Here is a 14,953-nt window from a genome sequence, read left to right on the forward strand (position 1 = left end):
AATCAGCCCCTGATAGTCAAAGAATAAATGCACATTGTCGACAATCGTCTAATAACCCGCCTTGCACCCTATAAGGGCATGGCCGGCTGCCAGCGCTGGCGCCAGAAAACCTTCATGTTAGAATGCCCGCCGCATTTGCCTGACATCCCCGGATGAAAAGGCGCACGAGGGAGCTTGCGCAGCAATGCCAGTCGCCTTGAATCAAACATCGCACTGCACCGCCTCAGGATCTATGAGACTCAAGCCCTTCCCCCTATTGTTTTGCCTACTGATGTTTCCGGGCCTTGGCATCGCTGCCGAGAAGACCGTCTATGGCCTCAATGAATACGCCAAGCTGGCGGGCATTGACCTGGAAGTCGCCGCCAAGCTCGACACCGGCGCCAAGACTGCGTCGTTGAGTGCCCGGGATATCAAGCGCTTCAAGCGCAACGGTGAGTCCTGGGTCCGCTTCTACCTGGCCATCGACACCGCCCATTCGCACCCCATCGAGCGCCCCCTGGCCCGCGTCAGCAAGATCAAGCGCCGCGCCGGCGACTACGACCCCGATGAGGACAAGAACTACACCGCCCGTCCGGTGATTGCCCTGGATATCTGCATGGGCACCGCTTTACGCAGCATCGAAGTGAACTTGACTGACCGCAGCGCCTTCCAATACCCGCTGCTGATCGGCTCCGAAGCCTTGAAACGCTTTGATGCGCTGGTCGACCCCAGTCTTAAATACGCAGCAGGCAAACCTGCCTGCGCCGCCGACGCTCATACCGCCGAGTAATTCCAATGCGCTCTCTTACTATGCACCTGAAGATTCTGATCGCCGTCCTGGTGGTACTGGGCATTTCGGTCACGGCCTATCAGATCCTGGTCCTCGGCATCCCGGTGACCGAGGACGCCACAGACGACCTGTGGAACATCGACGCCAAGGTCGAGTTCGTGGCCAACGCCAAGGATCCGGTCAAGGTCCAGATGTTCGTGCCGCCCCTGAGCCGCGACTTCGTCAGCCTCAATGAGAGCTTCATCTCCAACAACTATGGGGTGAGCGTCAACCGCATCGACGGCAACCGCAAGGTCACCTGGTCGGCCCGGCGCGCCAAGGGCAACCAGACCCTCTACTACCGCCTGGTGCTGACCAAGCGTTACAGCGGCGAAAAGATCAAGGTCAAGGGCCCGACCTTCCGCGACAGCATCGCCGTGGAAGGCCCGGAAAAAATCGCCGCCGAGGCCCTGCTGGCACCGATCCGCCAGCACTCGGCCGATGTCGAGACCTTTATCAGCGAAGCCATCAAGCGCACCAACAACCTCAACGACGACAACGTCAAGCTGCTGCTGGCGGGCGATCCGTCGACGCCGCACAAGGCCAAGATCGTCGAGTTGCTGCTGTCCATCGCCCACGTGCCGGTGGAAAAGGTCCACACCATCCGCCTGGTAGCCGACCAACCGCAAACCCCGGAACTGTGGCTGCGCAGCTTCAATGGCAACGACTGGCTGTACTTCAACCCGGAAACCGGCGAACAGGGCCTGCCCTCCGATCGCCTTCTGTGGTGGACCGGCGATGAAAACCTGATCACCGTCGACGGCGGCAAGAAAGCTGCCGTGACCTTCAGCCTGAACAACAGCGAGATGAACGCGATCCGCCTGGCCAAGCTGACGGACGAGAACACCGACGCCAACTTCCTCGAATACTCGCTCTACGGCCTGCCGCTGCAAACCCAGCAGACCTTCATGATCATGGTGATGATCCCGATTGGCGTGCTGGTGATCCTGATCCTGCGTAACCTGATCGGCCTGCAGACCCTGGGTACCTTCACCCCGGTGCTGATCGCCCTGGCGTTCCGCGAGACCCAGTTGGGCTTTGGCATCGTGCTGTTTACGGTGATTACGGCGCTGGGGCTGTCCCTGCGGTCGTACCTGGAGCATTTGAAGCTGCAGATGCTGCCGAGGCTCTCGGTGGTACTGACCTTTGTCGTGGTGTTGATTGCGGCCATCAGCCTGTTCAGCCACAAGCTGGGCCTGGAGCGCGGTCTGTCGGTGGCGCTGTTCCCGATGGTGATCCTGACCATGACCATCGAACGCCTGTCCATTACCTGGGAAGAGCGCGGCGGCGGCCATGCGATGAAAGTCGCGATTGGCACCCTGTTCGCTGCCTCCCTGGCCCACCTGATCATGAGCGTGCCGGAGTTGATCTACTTCGTGTTCACCTTCCCGGCGATCCTGTTGATCCTGGTGGGCTTCATGCTGGCCATGGGTCGCTACCGTGGCTACCGCCTGACCGAGCTGGTGCGTTTCAAAGCCTTCCTCAAGGCTGATTCGTAATGTTCGGGTTCTGGAAGACCTGGAAGGCCCTGGAAGCGCGGGGCATCATGGGCATCAACCGGCGTAATGCCGACTACGTGCTCAAGTACAACAAGCGCAGCCTGTATCCGATTGTCGATGACAAAATCATCACCAAGGAACGGGCGATCCAGGCCGGCATCCATGTGCCGGAGATGTACGGGATCATTTCCACCGAGAAAGAAATCGACAAGCTCGACGAAATCATCGGTGGCCGTAGCGACTTCGTGATCAAGCCGGCGCAGGGCGCCGGCGGCGACGGCATCCTAGTGATCGCCGACCGTTTTGAAGGACGCTATCGCACGGTGTCCGGCAAGATCATCAGCCACGAGGAAATCGAGCACCAGATTTCCAGCATCCTCACCGGCCTGTATTCCCTGGGCGGTCACCGTGACCGCGCATTGATCGAATACCGGGTGGTGCCCGACCAGATCTTCAAGAGCATCAGCTACGAAGGCGTGCCGGATATCCGCATCATCGTGTTGATGGGCTACCCGGTGATGGCCATGCTGCGCTTGCCGACCCGTCAGTCCGGCGGCAAGGCCAACCTGCACCAGGGCGCGATTGGCGTGGGCGTGGACCTGGCCACCGGCCTGACCCTGCGCGGCACCTGGCTGAACAACATCATTACCAAGCACCCCGACACCACCAACGCGGTGGACGGTGTGCAACTGCCCAACTGGGACGGTTTCATGAAACTCGCCGCCGGCTGCTACGAGCTGTGCGGGCTGGGTTACATCGGTGTAGACATGGTGCTGGACCAGGAAAAAGGCCCGCTGATCCTCGAACTCAATGCGCGCCCCGGGTTGAATATCCAGATTGCCAACGATTGCGGCCTGACCTTGCGTACCCATGCCGTAGAAGCTCGACTGGAAGAGCTGAAGGCGGCGGGCGTGACAGAAACGGCGGAAGAACGGGTGAAGTTTGCCCAGGAAATGTTTGGGCATATTCCACCCGTGGAAGGCTGACAGCGCCCCGCGGCTGCGCCCTCTATCCAACCATCCCCGACATCCCCTCTAGGAGCAAATCCTACAGGGGACTACAATCCCCTCCCCGCCCCATGGCTGATTCACCCTGCATGTCGACCTGCTCTGTACATCCCCTGCCCTATCGGGCAAACCCCGCCGAGTATTTTGCGGCGATCCGCCATGCACCCGGCGCCGTGCTGCTGGACAGCGGCCGACCGGCAGCCGAGCGTGGTCGCTATGACTTGCTCAGCGCCTGGCCGGAAGCAACCCTGGCGGTATGGCCGGACGAAAGCGGTAGCGATTTCTTACAACGGCTGCGGGAAAATCTGACGATGCTGGGTGAGGCTAGCCTGCCCGCGCCCTATGAACTGCCGTTCGCCGGCGGCTTGATCGGCTACCTGAGCTACGATTTTGGCCGCCACCTGGAGCAACTGCCGCATCAGGCTATCGACGATATCGGTCTGCCCGATGCCCGTTTTGGCCTGTACGCCTGGGCACTGGTCAGCGACCATCAGGCGCGCACCAGCCAATTGGTGTTCCACCCCAAACTTCCGGAAAGCGAACGCCAGCGCCTGCTGGCCCTGTTCAGCCAACCGGCCGCCGACACCCCGGCCAGCTTCAAGCTGCATACCCGGATGACCCCAGACCTGAGCGCCGCAGCCTACGAACAGGCCCTGGCGCGGATCCAGGATTACATCCAGGCCGGCGACTGCTACCAGGTCAACTTCGCCCAACGCTTTCGCGCGGCCTGCAACGGCGATCCATGGGTCGCCTACTGCGCCTTGCGCGCCGCCTGCCCGACGCCGTTCTCGGGCTTTCAGAGCCTGCCGGATGATGGCGCGGTAGTCAGCCTGTCACCGGAGCGTTTCGTGCGGGTCAACCAGCGCCAGGTGGAAACCCGTCCGATCAAGGGCACCCGCCCCCGCGGGCTGACTCCGCAAGAGGATGCGGCCAACGCCGCCGAACTCCTGGCCAGCCCCAAGGATCGTGCAGAGAACCTGATGATCGTCGATCTGCTGCGCAATGACCTGGGCCGCACCTGCCGCACCGGCTCGGTCAAGGTCCCGGAGCTGTTCAGCCTGGAAAGCTACCCCAACGTGCATCACCTGGTCAGCAGTGTCACCGGCGAACTGGCCGACGACAAAGACGCCCTGGACCTGATCGCCGGCAGCTTCCCCGGCGGCTCGATCACCGGCGCCCCGAAGATCCGTGCGATGCAGATCATCGACGAACTGGAACCGACCCGGCGCGGCTTGTACTGCGGTTCATTGTTGTACCTGGACGTGCGTGGCGAGATGGACAGCTCCATCGCCATTCGCAGCCTGCTGGTCAAGGATGGCCAGGTCTGCTGCTGGGGCGGCGGCGGGATCGTCGCCGATTCCGAGTGGCAGGCGGAGTACCAGGAGTCGATGACCAAGGTGCGGGTGTTGCTGGAAACACTGGAAGGGCTGTAAGGGAAAGAACCTGAATCAGAACCACCGTAGACAGTATCTGGGCGCAGGGAAAGCGTCTGGCTCTGGCATTCCACCTGGCCGTCTGTGAGGGATCACATGGATCGACTGCTTATTGCTTCTGTCGCCATATCGTTTGCACCGTTAAAACAAAGCCCTTTTCCTACACATCGCGCTCCCTGTGAAGAGTTACAAATCCAGGAAGGGACACCTAATTTCTCCCAAATTGGGAGGCTTGACTTGTGCGACTAATCGCAAGAGCCGCCTTAAGGGAGTTCTGGGAAAGTCATCCGGCTTACACCGACTCCAAAACACCCCTGGTTGAAGGGTATCGCCTTAGGGAGAAGTCCACCTTTTACACGCCGCAAGACCTGAAGGCGGAGCTTCGCACCGCGAGTATCCTCAAAGGTGCAAGGGTGGTGCTCAACATCGGTGGCAATAAATATCGAGTGATCATGGCGATCGACTACCCGCGGCAACTGGGTTTCATACGATTTGTAGGCACCCGCGCCCAGTACGACCAGATCAACGCGGAGACTGTGCGATGAACATCAAACCTATTCGTACCCCCGAAGACCTGGCCGCTGCGCTGGCGCGCGTGGACCAACTGGGCCTGACGGCCCGTGACCTGGAACCCTTTATCGGCTCCAGCGGACGCGTGTCGGAAGTGCTGAACCACAAACGCAAATTGAGCCTGGCCATGATCAAGCGCCTGCACGAGGGTTTGCGCATTCCTTATGAGCAGTTGCTTGCGGGAGTTTGATCTTTGGCGTTTTCGAGGGCCTCATCGCAAACAAGCCCGCTCCCTCATTCGACCGTGCTCCCAAAGGATAAACGCGGTCGAATGTGGGAGTGGGCTTGCTCGCGATGAGGCAACCAGCCTCGCTCAATAACTTACAGGCTCAACGAACGGTTCGACGCCTTGATGAACTCTTTCTTCAAGTCCTCAAAAGTATGCACCGCCGGGAATTGCGGGAACTCGCGAATCACATTTTCCGGTGCATGGAACAGAATCCCACGATCCGCCTCACCCAACATGGTGGTGTCGTTGTAGGAATCGCCTGCAGCAATTACCCGGTAGTACAGGGTCTTGAAGGCCAGCACCGACTGACGCTTAGGGTCTTTCTGACGCAGTTGATAGCTCACCACCCGGTCATTTTCATCGGTGATCAAGCGGTGGCAAAGCAGGGTCGGGAAGCCCAGTTGACGCATCAACGGCTGGGAAAATTCATAGAAGGTGTCCGACAGGATCACCACCTGGAAGCGCTCGCGCAGCCAGTCGACGAACTCGATCGCACCTTCCAGCGGTTTGAGGGTGGCAATCACTTCCTGGATGTCCAACAGCTTCAAGCCGTGCTCGTCGAGAATGCGCAGGCGTTGCTTCATCAGGACGTCGTAGTCGGGAATGTCCCGGGTGGTGGCCCGCAAGGATTCAATACCGGTTTTTTCAGCGAAGGCGATCCAGATTTCCGGAACCAGCACCCCTTCCAGGTCGAGACAGGCAATTTCCACAAGACACTCCCATTTGGATTTTTTTTCAGTTGAGCGAGCAAAAGGACTGCCGAACTCTAGCGATTCGCGCTGGCCACCGCAACGCAGAGCGGATTTTGTTAACATCCCACTCCTATAGAGCGCTCAGCGCCACTGACCTGTAGGAACCGTCCTGATGAACCAAGCCTTCGACGTCGCTGAACTCGCCGCGACCTATGCCAACAAGTCCGCCCAGGACATCCTCAAGCTGGCGTTCAGCCAGTTCGGCGATGACCTGTGGATTTCCTTCAGCGGTGCCGAGGATGTGGTGCTGGTGGATATGGCCTGGAAGCTGAACAAAAACGTCAAGGTCTTCAGCCTCGACACCGGCCGCCTGCACCCGGAGACCTACCGGTTTATCGAGCAGGTGCGGGACTTCTACAAGATCGATATCGAATTGATCTCGCCGGACCAGAGCAAGCTGGAACCCTTCGTCAAGGAAAAGGGCCTGTTCAGCTTCTACAAGGACGGCCATGGCGAATGCTGCGGCGTGCGCAAGATCGAACCGCTGCGCCGCAAACTCTCCGGCGTACGTGCCTGGGCCACCGGCCAGCGCCGCGACCAGAGCCCCGGCACCCGTAGCCAAGTGGCGGCCCTGGAAGTCGATAGCGCCTTCTCCACCCCCGAGCGCACCCTCTACAAGTTCAACCCGCTGGCGCAAATGACCAGTGAAGAGATCTGGGGTTATATCCGCATGCTCGAGTTGCCGTACAACAGCCTGCATGAGCGCGGCTTTATCAGCATCGGCTGCGAACCCTGCACCCGTCCGGTATTGCCGAACCAGCACGAGCGTGAAGGCCGCTGGTGGTGGGAAGAAGCAACCCAGAAGGAATGTGGGCTGCACGCGGGAAATATCATCAGCAAGGCCTGAAAAGCCTCGCCTGCGAAAAATCTCGCAACAAGAGCGTGTGGGAGCTGGCTGGCCTGCAATGGCATCACCTCGGTGTAATTGAATACCGGGGTGATGCCATTGCAGGCCAGCCAGCTCCCACATTTGTTTCCAGCGACCATTAAACCTGTACACACAAACGTAACCAACAGTGCCATTTTTGTGTGCACTTTAATCATTACGCACCGAAACGTTACACCCCATTTCTGCTAACTTCCTACATTCTTGATTCCCATATCCCCGCCAAAAAATAAATTCCTGTTCAATCGGTCAATTTATATTTCTTCAAATTCAGCCGGTTACTCAATCGACCTATAAAAACGAAATTAGTGACAGTTTTGTTAGATATAAACCTGGCACACAAGTGGCTTATGGAGTTGGAGTTTTTGTATACAACTTAAACAACAACCCACATACACTTCGTGTCCGCACGCTAGCCGCGCCTAACCCTCGCGCTCGCTGCAGATGCCAGGAGCCTGCCGGCATGCCTACAAGTCTCTCAAATAACCTTGCACTGGATCTGCCCTCCTCCACAGCCAACCCCACGGCGGCAAACTCCGGCCCGCTGGTGCTGAGCCCACGCCTGCACAACAAGGACCTGGCGCCCACCAAAGTCGAAGGTCGACGCTGGGGTGGCTACAGCATCTTCGCCCTGTGGACCAACGATGTGCACAACATCGCCAACTACTCCTTTGCCATCGGCTTGTACGCCCTGGGCCTCGGTGCCTGGCAGATTCTGTTGTCGCTAGGGATCGGCGCGGCGTTGGTGTATTTCTTTATGAACCTGTCCGGCTACATGGGCCAGAAAACCGGTGTGCCGTTTCCGGTGATCAGCCGGATAAGTTTCGGTATACATGGCGCGCAAATTCCTGCGTTGATCCGCGCCGTGATTGCCATCGCCTGGTTCGGGATTCAAACCTACCTCGCATCCGTCGTCTTTCGCGTACTGCTGGTGGCGATTAATCCAGGATTTGCCGACTACGACCACAACACGATCCTCGGCCTGTCCACCTTGGGCTGGGCATGTTTTGTGATGATCTGGTTTGTGCAACTGGTGATTCTGGCCTACGGCATGGAAATGGTCCGACGCTACGAAGGCTTTGCCGGCCCCGTTATCCTACTGACCGTCGCGGCGCTGGCCGGCTGGATGTACTTCCAGGCCGACGGCCAAATCGCCTGGTCGATCCGCGAGCCCCTGAGCGGTGGCGAGATGTGGCGCAATATCTTTGCCGGCGGCGCCTTGTGGCTGGCGATCTACGGCACCCTGATCCTCAATTTCTGCGACTTCGCCCGCTCATCGCCTTGCCGCAAGACCATCAAGGTCGGCAACTTCTGGGGCCTGCCGGTGAACATCCTGGTGTTCGCAATCATCACCGTGCTGCTGTGCGGCGGGCAGTTCCAACTCAATGGCCAGGTAATCGAAAGCCCCACGCAGATCATCGCGGCCATTCCCAATACCTTGTTCCTGGTGCTGGGTTGCCTGGCATTCCTGATCGTCACCGTGGCGGTGAACATCATGGCCAACTTCGTTGCCCCGGCCTTTGTGCTGAGCAACCTGGCCCCCAAGTACCTGAACTTCCGGCGCGCCGGGCTGATCAGCGCGTTCCTCGCGGTGCTCATCCTGCCGTGGAACCTCTACAACAGCCCGCTGGTGATTGTGTATTTCCTCTCCGGCCTGGGCGCGCTGCTGGGCCCACTGTATGGCGTGATCATGGTGGATTACTGGCTGATCCGTAAGGGCCGGATCGACGTACCGCAGTTGTATAGCGAAGACCCCAACGGCGCTTACTACTACAGCCACGGGGTGAAGCTGCGGGCGGTGGCGGCGTTTGTCCCGGCTGCGGTGATTGCCATTGTCCTGGCGCTGTTGCCGGGGTTTGCCAGCGTCTCGCCGTTCTCCTGGCTGTTTGGCGCTGGCATTGCCGGGGTGCTGTATCTGCTGATCGCCAAGCGTCAGCCGTTTTATGCCGATATCAGCGGCGAGAGCATCGCTGTCGACAACGTCAGTCATTGATCAGGAGGTCATCCCATGCGCATTCTCGTCGTCAACGTCAACACCACCGAATCCATTACCCAAGCCATTGCCCAACAGGCTCGCAGCGTGGCAGCAGCGGGCACCGAAATTGTCGGGCTGACGCCGTTTTTTGGTGCCGAATCAGTGGAAGGCAATTTCGAAAGCTATCTGGCGGCCATTGCGGTGATGGACCGAGTAATGGCCTACGATCAGCCGTTCGATGCGGTGATCCAGGCAGGTTATGGCGAGCATGGCCGCGAAGGCCTGCAGGAGTTGCTGGACGTGCCAGTGGTGGATATCACCGATGCCGCGGCCAGCACCGCGATGTTCCTCGGCCATGCTTACTCAGTGGTCACCACCCTCGATCGCACGGTGCCGCTGATCGAAGACCGGCTCAAGCTCTCCGGGCTGTATGAACGCTGTGCCTCCGTACGGGCCAGCGGCATGGCGGTACTGGAGTTGGAGGAGCACCCGCTGCGGGCCATGGAAGCGATTGTGCGCCAAGCCGAACTGGCCATCAGCGCAGACAAGGCTGAAGTGATCTGCCTGGGTTGCGGCGGCATGGCCGGGCTGGATGAACAGATCCGCCAACGCACCGGCGTGCCGGTGGTGGATGGCGTGACTGCAGCGGTAACCCTGGCCGAATCCTTGGTGAGGCTGGGGTTGTCGACGTCGAAGGTGCGCACCTATGGGACACCCCGGCCAAAGAACATCATCGGTTGGCCGGGCAGGTTCGCACGCTGAATCGCCGATCTCGATCAGTTCAAGACGTCATTGAGCACTTCATAAATGATCCCGGTGGCAATCGTCACCAGGATCAGGTCGGTGCCAGCCTGTTGCCATTCGTAGCCGTCGTAATGGGGCAGCCGCCCCAACAGGCGCCCATCAAGTTTCTTGGCGATTCCCGGTGGCAGGGGTTTGCCACGGGCCAGGTTTTTCTGGATGCCCGGCGGCAGGGACGAACCACCGCGCCAGTAGTCGCGGTTGTCACCAAGGATTACCCGCACACCCCCGATATCAATTTGCGGGCCGCTGTAATGGGCGCCTGCACCCTTCTTGCCACCACCCTGGCCCTGATTACCCTGGCCACCACCCTTATTGCCATGGGCACTGCCTTTGTCCTTGCCGTTGCCGTTGCCGTTGCCGTTGCCGTTGCCGTTGCCGGGATCGGCCAGCAGCGCCGGGGAGCCTGCAATCAACGCCAGGCTGGTAAATACGAGTAAAGCGCGTGATATGGACATGATCGGTCTCGACAGTCGCAAGCCCCATTGGCCCGTATCAGCTTAGAACACTGGCGGGCAGCAAGTTCAGCAGTGAGTGCTATACCGCGCTGAACCGCTGCGCCAGGCGCTGCTCGGCAAACTGCTCGAGGATGAAGTCGACAAATACCCGGGTCTTGCCCGGCAGCAACTTGTGTTCGGCGTAATACAGGGAGATGTTGCCATCATCGACGTACCAGTCCGGCAGCACCCGCACCACCGCGCCACTGTCGAGGAACGGCACGGCCATCGGCATGCTGACCAGGGCAATACCCAAACCTTGGGTGCAGGCGCAGCACGCGGCTTCGGAGTCGCCCATGGTCATGCGCGGCTTGAGCATCAACGGCCGCTGTTCGCGGGCGCGGTTGGTCAGTTGCCAGGTGCGCACGCGGCCGGTTTGCGGCGAGCGGATCAGGATCCCATTGCACAGCCCCAAATCTTCGGGGCCGCGCACGGGCAGGCGCTTGGCCAGGTAATCGGGCGAGGCCACCAGAATCCGGTGGGCCGGGGTCAACTTGCGGGCGACCACCCCCTGGGGCAGCTCGAACCCGCCGCCAATGGCCGCGTCAAAGCCCTGGCCGATCAGGTCGACCTGGCGATTATCAAAATGCCAATCCGGACTGATATCGGGAAAGCGCCGCAGAAACTCCGCCAGCAACGGCACCACATAACGGTTGCCGAACACCGTGCCCATACTCACCTTGAGCGTGCCCACCGGCCGGCCTTCGGCGCTGGCCAGGTTGGCCACGGCATTCTGGATGGTGGTGAGGCTGGCGCTGACCTGCTCCAGAAACAGCTTGCCGGCTTCGGTCAATGTGAGGCGCCGGGTGCTGCGCTGGAACAGCCGCACCCCCAGGCGCGCTTCAAGCTTGGCCACGCTTTTGCCGACGGCGGCCGGCGTCAGGCTCAGGTGCCGGGCCGCTTCGGCAAAGCTGCCGCCTTCGGCACTGCGCACGAAGCATTCGATACTGCCGAAGCTTTCCATATCGCATCACTCTAAACTTTTGGTTTACACAGACTATAGCAATCACGGTCTACCGAGGGATGTCTGCGAGGGCGATACTCGGCGCCAACAACAAGGCACCTGCGCCTTGCATCATTGGGAGATCGACATGACCACGCAAAACCTCAGCGGCAAAGTTGCCTTGATCCAGGGCGGTTCCCGCGGCATCGGCGCCGCCATCGTCAAGCGCCTGGCCGCGCAAGGTGCAGCCGTTGCCTTTACCTACGTCAACTCTGCGGCCAAGGCCGAAGCCCTGCAGAACAGCGTGATCAACGAAGGCGGCAAGGCCCTGGCGATTCACGCCGACAGCGCCGATGCCGTGGCCATTCGCAATGCGGTCAATGCCACTGTCGACGCGTTCGGGCGCCTGGATATCCTGGTGAACAACGCCGGGGTGCTGGCGGTCGGCCCGCTGGAGGATTTCAAACTGGAAGACTTTGACCAGACCCTGGCCATTAACGTGCGCAGCGTGTTTATCGCCACGCAGGAAGCTGCCCGGCACATGGGCGAAGGGGGTCGCATCATCAATATCGGCAGCACCAACGCCGAGCGCATGCCTTTCGCCGGTGGCGGCCCCTATGCAATGAGCAAAGCCGCGCTGGTGGGTTTGACCAAAGGCCTGGCGCGCGACCTGGGGCCACGGGGGATTACCATCAACAACGTACAACCGGGCCCGGTGGACACCGATATGAACCCGGCCGACAGTGAATTTGCCGAGAGCCTGATTGGCTTTATGGCGGTGGGTCGTTATGGGCGCGTCGAGGAAGTGGCCAGCTTTGTCGCCTATCTGGTAGGGCCGGAAGCCGGTTACATCACCGGCGCCAGCCTGACCATTGATGGCGGTTTCAGCGCCTGAACACCCTATAAGAGCCGGCTTGCCGGCTCTTGCAACGCTCAGCGCATTGGCGGCAGGCCATACGCAGCCAGATCGAACTCCGCGAGCTTGCGGATGATCTGGTCAGCGTGAGCGTACTTGCTGTCGGCCATGGCTTCGTCGGGCACCGCGATGGCAGTCATGTTCGCGGCCTTGGCAGCGGTCACGCCAAACGGTGAGTCTTCAAACACCAGGCAATCCTCGGACGCAACGCCCAGGCGGCGGGCAGCGGTAAGGAAGATGTCCGGCGCAGGCTTGGCTGCGCCGACTTCCGGGTCGTCGGCGGTGACAATCGTACCGAACAAGCCAAACCATTCGCGGTGCAACGTGGTCTTGTGCCCAAACGAATTACGCGACGAACTGGTGCCCACGGCTATCGGGATATTGTGCGCACTTAAATGCCGCACCAACGCCTCGGCGCCAGGCATGCCCAGCGCCTTGGGAAAACGCTCGCTCATCAACGGCTCACGGATGCGCAGGAACTCCTCAGGCGTGATCGGTAAGTCCAGTGCCTTGACCACGTACTCGGCCAGGTCCTGGGCGCCACGGCCGATGATGTGCTGCTTGATGCCCCAGTCGTAGGTACGGCCATAGCGCTCGGCGATGATCTGCGTGACTTCGGTGTAGATACCCTCGGTATCCAGCAACAACCCGTCCATATCGAAAATCACGGCCTTGATCGGGCCAACAGCAGTACGCGGTGCGTTCATCACAACAGATCCGTGGCAGATGACTAAAAGGATTCAGCACAATAACGGGGCCTCGGGCCTACAAGCAACCGCAACCGCCCGCCTCTGGTTTCAAGCGGCTCTATCCAGCACACTTGGCAGCCTCACCTGACGCGACCCCTTCTATGCTCTTGCGACTTGCTGCCGACTCCCTGGTGTTGTTTCACCTTGGCTTCATCCTGTTCGTGTTGTTCGGCGGCCTGCTTGCCCTCAAGTGGCGACCGGTCATGTGGCTGCACCTGCCCGCTGCGGCCTGGGGCGTTGCCGTAGAAGTCTTCCACCTGCCCTGCCCCCTGACCCGCTGGGAAAACCTGCTGCGCCACCTCGCCGGGCAAGAGGGTTATGGCGCAGGGTTTATCGAGCACTACATCATTGCCCTGATCTACCCCGCGGGGCTGACGCCACAGATCCAACTGGGCCTGGGCGCCCTGGTCTTGCTGATTAATATTGCGGTGTACGCACGCCTGATCAGGCGAGGGCCACGGGCGGGGAACTGAACGTGTTGGCCTAGCCTTTTGGCTGCGCCAGAAACTCAACAATCAATGACGTGACCTGCTGCTGAATCACCTCACGGGGCCGGGCGCCTGCGCCATCACGGCAGATCATGCCATCGCCCGGCGAACTCTCTTCAATCAACGCCTCCCCGCCCGGCTTGCACACGGCCATAAAGCTGAAGTGAGTGGCGTCGTTGATTTCGACATAGCGCGTCGCTGCCGCTGGCAGGCGTTTGGCCAAGTCAGCGGACTCCAACTCGGCGGGAAGCTCCGTTGAGGGCACGCCCGCAGCAATCACCAACGTCGGCACCGGCAACGCCGCCAGGCTTTGATCGGTAAAGCCACGGGACAGGCCCAGGTCCAGTGAAACAATGGCAGTGACCCGCTTGTCACTCAAATCCGCTGCCAACGGCGCCTGCACTGGGTTCATCTGCTGGTAGACCGCGCAAGGGGCCAACTGCAGGTGAACCTTGCAGTCCTGGGCAAAACGCTCGGGGTCGAAACGGGCACCGGCAACTTCCAGCGCCGTCCAACCGCCCAGCGAATGACCCACCACTGCAATTCGACCGGGCTGTACCTTGCCAAATTGCTTTGGCTGCGCCAGCACCGCGTCGATAGCGCGACGGATATCCACCGGCCGCTGCCATAACTGCGCGGCGGCTTGAGCACTGCGGTCCTTACTGGTAGTGCCAGGATGATTGACCGCCGCCACGATAAACCCCCGCTGGGCCATCGCACTGGCCAACCACACCTGGTTGCCCCAACTGCCGCCGAAACCATGGGAAAGCACCACCAACGGGTACTCACCCACCGCAGCAGGCGCATCACGCACAGCCAGGGCACTGAAAAACACCGGGTTGTCGTCAATCACCTTTGGCGTGGCAGTGGTGGAACTGGGGTACCAGACCACCATCTCCAACGGGCGTTCTTTGTTTGGGTCTGCCAGGGTCGAGGTTTGGAAGCCGACAGGGTTGTTAGTGGCAAGGGCCGTGGTGGTGGCGCAGGTGAGGAGCAGAGCGACTAGGGCTGCTTTCAATGGGATCTTCCTTGAGGGGAGCGAGTACACGCAGGGACTCTGCGTGTTTCCACATTATTCCCATATTGCTGTTTTCCATGCAGCAGAAATCACAACCCCCCGGCTTTCTCTAGGAAAACTGGGGGTTGTGTTTGTAGAGTGTGGCGGTGAATGAGAGATTCTAATTTAACGACCTTCTCACCCAGCAATAGCCATATTCCGGGGCTTTCAGCGTGCACAGTAGTACAACTGAGTAGTACAATCCGCTGTATAAGTCTGAATCGCCCCGGGTTTCGTAGACACCTCCATGCCTTAAACTGAGGCCAATCAGGAGGTGCCATGAGCAACCCACGTTATCCCGAAGAATTCAAAATCCAAGCGGTCAATCAAGTGACCGAAAAGA

16 protein-coding genes are annotated in these 14,953 nt (G+C 60.0%); 11 read left to right on the forward strand and 5 right to left on the reverse strand.

The window, feature by feature from the left end:
• Positions 1-232: 232 nt before the first annotated feature.
• The 6 genes from HBR93_RS14405 to HBR93_RS14430 all read left to right on the forward strand — a co-directional run bounded on the left by HBR93_RS14405 (position 233) and on the right by HBR93_RS14430 (position 5,507).
• Positions 233-769 carry an ATP-dependent zinc protease gene (locus tag HBR93_RS14405; protein WP_057960351.1) on the forward strand — a complete coding sequence of 179 codons (537 nt, stop codon included), beginning with the start codon at positions 233-235 and terminating at the stop codon, positions 767-769.
• 5 nt (positions 770-774) lie between these two features.
• Positions 775-2,307, forward strand: coding sequence for an inactive transglutaminase family protein (locus tag HBR93_RS14410; protein ID WP_169960542.1), 1,533 nt, complete (start codon positions 775-777; stop codon positions 2,305-2,307).
• Complete coding sequence (locus HBR93_RS14415) at positions 2,307-3,293, forward strand: alpha-L-glutamate ligase-like protein (RefSeq protein WP_057960353.1); 987 nt, start codon at positions 2,307-2,309, stop codon at positions 3,291-3,293. Before HBR93_RS14410 ends, HBR93_RS14415 begins: the two co-directional genes overlap by 1 nt.
• A 110-nt stretch (positions 3,294-3,403) precedes the next feature.
• Positions 3,404-4,747, forward strand: coding sequence for an aminodeoxychorismate synthase component I (pabB, locus tag HBR93_RS14420; protein ID WP_057960354.1), 1,344 nt, complete (start codon positions 3,404-3,406; stop codon positions 4,745-4,747).
• A 239-nt stretch (positions 4,748-4,986) separates the two neighbouring features.
• Entirely contained in the window at positions 4,987-5,292 is a 306-nt protein-coding gene (locus HBR93_RS14425) for a type II toxin-antitoxin system HigB family toxin (protein WP_169960543.1), read from the forward strand.
• Positions 5,289-5,507 (forward strand): hypothetical protein, encoded by a 219-nt coding sequence (locus tag HBR93_RS14430; RefSeq protein WP_115128727.1) that lies wholly within the window; start codon positions 5,289-5,291, stop codon positions 5,505-5,507. Before HBR93_RS14425 ends, HBR93_RS14430 begins: the two co-directional genes overlap by 4 nt.
• A gap of 131 nt (positions 5,508-5,638) precedes the next feature.
• Here HBR93_RS14430 and thrH read toward each other — a convergent pair whose 3' ends face one another.
• Positions 5,639-6,256, reverse strand: coding sequence for a bifunctional phosphoserine phosphatase/homoserine phosphotransferase ThrH (thrH, locus tag HBR93_RS14435; RefSeq protein WP_169960544.1), 618 nt, complete (start codon positions 6,254-6,256; stop codon positions 5,639-5,641).
• A 154-nt stretch (positions 6,257-6,410) separates the two neighbouring features.
• Here thrH and HBR93_RS14440 point away from each other — a divergent pair, with 154 nt between their 5' ends.
• The 3 genes from HBR93_RS14440 (at position 6,411) to HBR93_RS14450 (ending at position 9,921) form a co-directional block, all read left to right on the forward strand.
• The gene (locus tag HBR93_RS14440) at positions 6,411-7,145 is read left to right on the forward strand and encodes a phosphoadenylyl-sulfate reductase (protein ID WP_057960355.1); all 735 of its coding nucleotides are present in this window, start codon (positions 6,411-6,413) and stop codon (positions 7,143-7,145) included.
• A 502-nt stretch (positions 7,146-7,647) separates the two neighbouring features.
• Positions 7,648-9,177 (forward strand): NCS1 family nucleobase:cation symporter-1, encoded by a 1,530-nt coding sequence (locus HBR93_RS14445; protein ID WP_169960545.1) that lies wholly within the window; start codon positions 7,648-7,650, stop codon positions 9,175-9,177.
• Between the two features lie 15 nt (positions 9,178-9,192).
• The gene (locus HBR93_RS14450) at positions 9,193-9,921 is read left to right on the forward strand and encodes an aspartate/glutamate racemase family protein (RefSeq protein WP_057439543.1); all 729 of its coding nucleotides are present in this window, start codon (positions 9,193-9,195) and stop codon (positions 9,919-9,921) included.
• Between the two features lie 14 nt (positions 9,922-9,935).
• On the opposite strand, the gene HBR93_RS14455 is transcribed toward HBR93_RS14450, so the two are convergent.
• Together HBR93_RS14455 and HBR93_RS14460 are read right to left on the reverse strand one after the other, a co-directional pair.
• Positions 9,936-10,418 (reverse strand): anti-virulence regulator CigR family protein, encoded by a 483-nt coding sequence (locus HBR93_RS14455; RefSeq protein WP_169960546.1) that lies wholly within the window; start codon positions 10,416-10,418, stop codon positions 9,936-9,938.
• A 79-nt stretch (positions 10,419-10,497) separates the two neighbouring features.
• Positions 10,498-11,421: a LysR family transcriptional regulator gene (locus HBR93_RS14460; protein WP_169960547.1), complete on the reverse strand. Its 924-nt coding sequence runs from the start codon at positions 11,419-11,421 to the stop codon at positions 10,498-10,500.
• A 127-nt stretch (positions 11,422-11,548) separates the two neighbouring features.
• Here HBR93_RS14460 and HBR93_RS14465 point away from each other — a divergent pair, with 127 nt between their 5' ends.
• A complete protein-coding gene (locus HBR93_RS14465; protein WP_169960548.1) occupies positions 11,549-12,295 on the forward strand; it encodes a 3-oxoacyl-ACP reductase family protein in 747 nt (248 codons plus the stop codon).
• Positions 12,296-12,333: 38 nt separating this feature from the next.
• On the opposite strand, the gene HBR93_RS14470 is transcribed toward HBR93_RS14465, so the two are convergent.
• Positions 12,334-13,023, reverse strand: a complete 690-nt coding sequence (locus HBR93_RS14470) for an HAD-IA family hydrolase (protein WP_169960549.1) — start codon at positions 13,021-13,023, stop codon at positions 12,334-12,336.
• Positions 13,024-13,166: 143 nt separating this feature from the next.
• On the opposite strand from HBR93_RS14470, the gene HBR93_RS14475 reads away from it, so the two are divergent.
• Positions 13,167-13,538 carry a DUF2784 domain-containing protein gene (locus tag HBR93_RS14475; protein WP_057439546.1) on the forward strand — a complete coding sequence of 124 codons (372 nt, stop codon included), beginning with the start codon at positions 13,167-13,169 and terminating at the stop codon, positions 13,536-13,538.
• A gap of 10 nt (positions 13,539-13,548) precedes the next feature.
• Here the strand turns inward: HBR93_RS14475 and HBR93_RS14480 are convergent, their stop codons facing one another.
• The gene (locus tag HBR93_RS14480; protein ID WP_169960550.1) at positions 13,549-14,571 is read right to left on the reverse strand and encodes an alpha/beta fold hydrolase; all 1,023 of its coding nucleotides are present in this window, start codon (positions 14,569-14,571) and stop codon (positions 13,549-13,551) included.
• Positions 14,572-14,953: the final 382 nt, after the last annotated feature.

It is taken from the genome of Pseudomonas sp. WS 5411, assembly GCF_012985595.1.
In the GTDB taxonomy this organism is placed as follows: Bacteria; Pseudomonadota; Gammaproteobacteria; order Pseudomonadales; family Pseudomonadaceae; genus Aquipseudomonas; species Aquipseudomonas shahriarae.

Excerpts from the sequence above, each read along its gene's own strand:
- HBR93_RS14405 (WP_057960351.1), top strand. The coding sequence starts at position 233 with ATGAGACTCAAGCCCTTCCCCCTATTGTTTTGCCTACTGATGTTTCCG.
- HBR93_RS14410 (WP_169960542.1), top strand. The coding sequence starts at position 775 with ATGCGCTCTCTTACTATGCACCTGAAGATTCTGATCGCCGTCCTGGTG.
- HBR93_RS14415 (WP_057960353.1), top strand. The coding sequence starts at position 2,307 with ATGTTCGGGTTCTGGAAGACCTGGAAGGCCCTGGAAGCGCGGGGCATC.
- pabB (WP_057960354.1), top strand. The coding sequence starts at position 3,404 with ATGTCGACCTGCTCTGTACATCCCCTGCCCTATCGGGCAAACCCCGCC.
- HBR93_RS14430 (WP_115128727.1), top strand. The coding sequence starts at position 5,289 with ATGAACATCAAACCTATTCGTACCCCCGAAGACCTGGCCGCTGCGCTG.
- HBR93_RS14440 (WP_057960355.1), top strand. The coding sequence starts at position 6,411 with ATGAACCAAGCCTTCGACGTCGCTGAACTCGCCGCGACCTATGCCAAC.
- HBR93_RS14445 (WP_169960545.1), top strand. The coding sequence starts at position 7,648 with ATGCCTACAAGTCTCTCAAATAACCTTGCACTGGATCTGCCCTCCTCC.
- HBR93_RS14450 (WP_057439543.1), top strand. The coding sequence starts at position 9,193 with ATGCGCATTCTCGTCGTCAACGTCAACACCACCGAATCCATTACCCAA.
- HBR93_RS14455 (WP_169960546.1), bottom strand. The coding sequence starts at position 10,418 with ATGTCCATATCACGCGCTTTACTCGTATTTACCAGCCTGGCGTTGATT.
- HBR93_RS14460 (WP_169960547.1), bottom strand. The coding sequence starts at position 11,421 with ATGGAAAGCTTCGGCAGTATCGAATGCTTCGTGCGCAGTGCCGAAGGC.
- HBR93_RS14465 (WP_169960548.1), top strand. The coding sequence starts at position 11,549 with ATGACCACGCAAAACCTCAGCGGCAAAGTTGCCTTGATCCAGGGCGGT.
- HBR93_RS14470 (WP_169960549.1), bottom strand. The coding sequence starts at position 13,023 with ATGAACGCACCGCGTACTGCTGTTGGCCCGATCAAGGCCGTGATTTTC.
- HBR93_RS14475 (WP_057439546.1), top strand. The coding sequence starts at position 13,167 with ATGCTCTTGCGACTTGCTGCCGACTCCCTGGTGTTGTTTCACCTTGGC.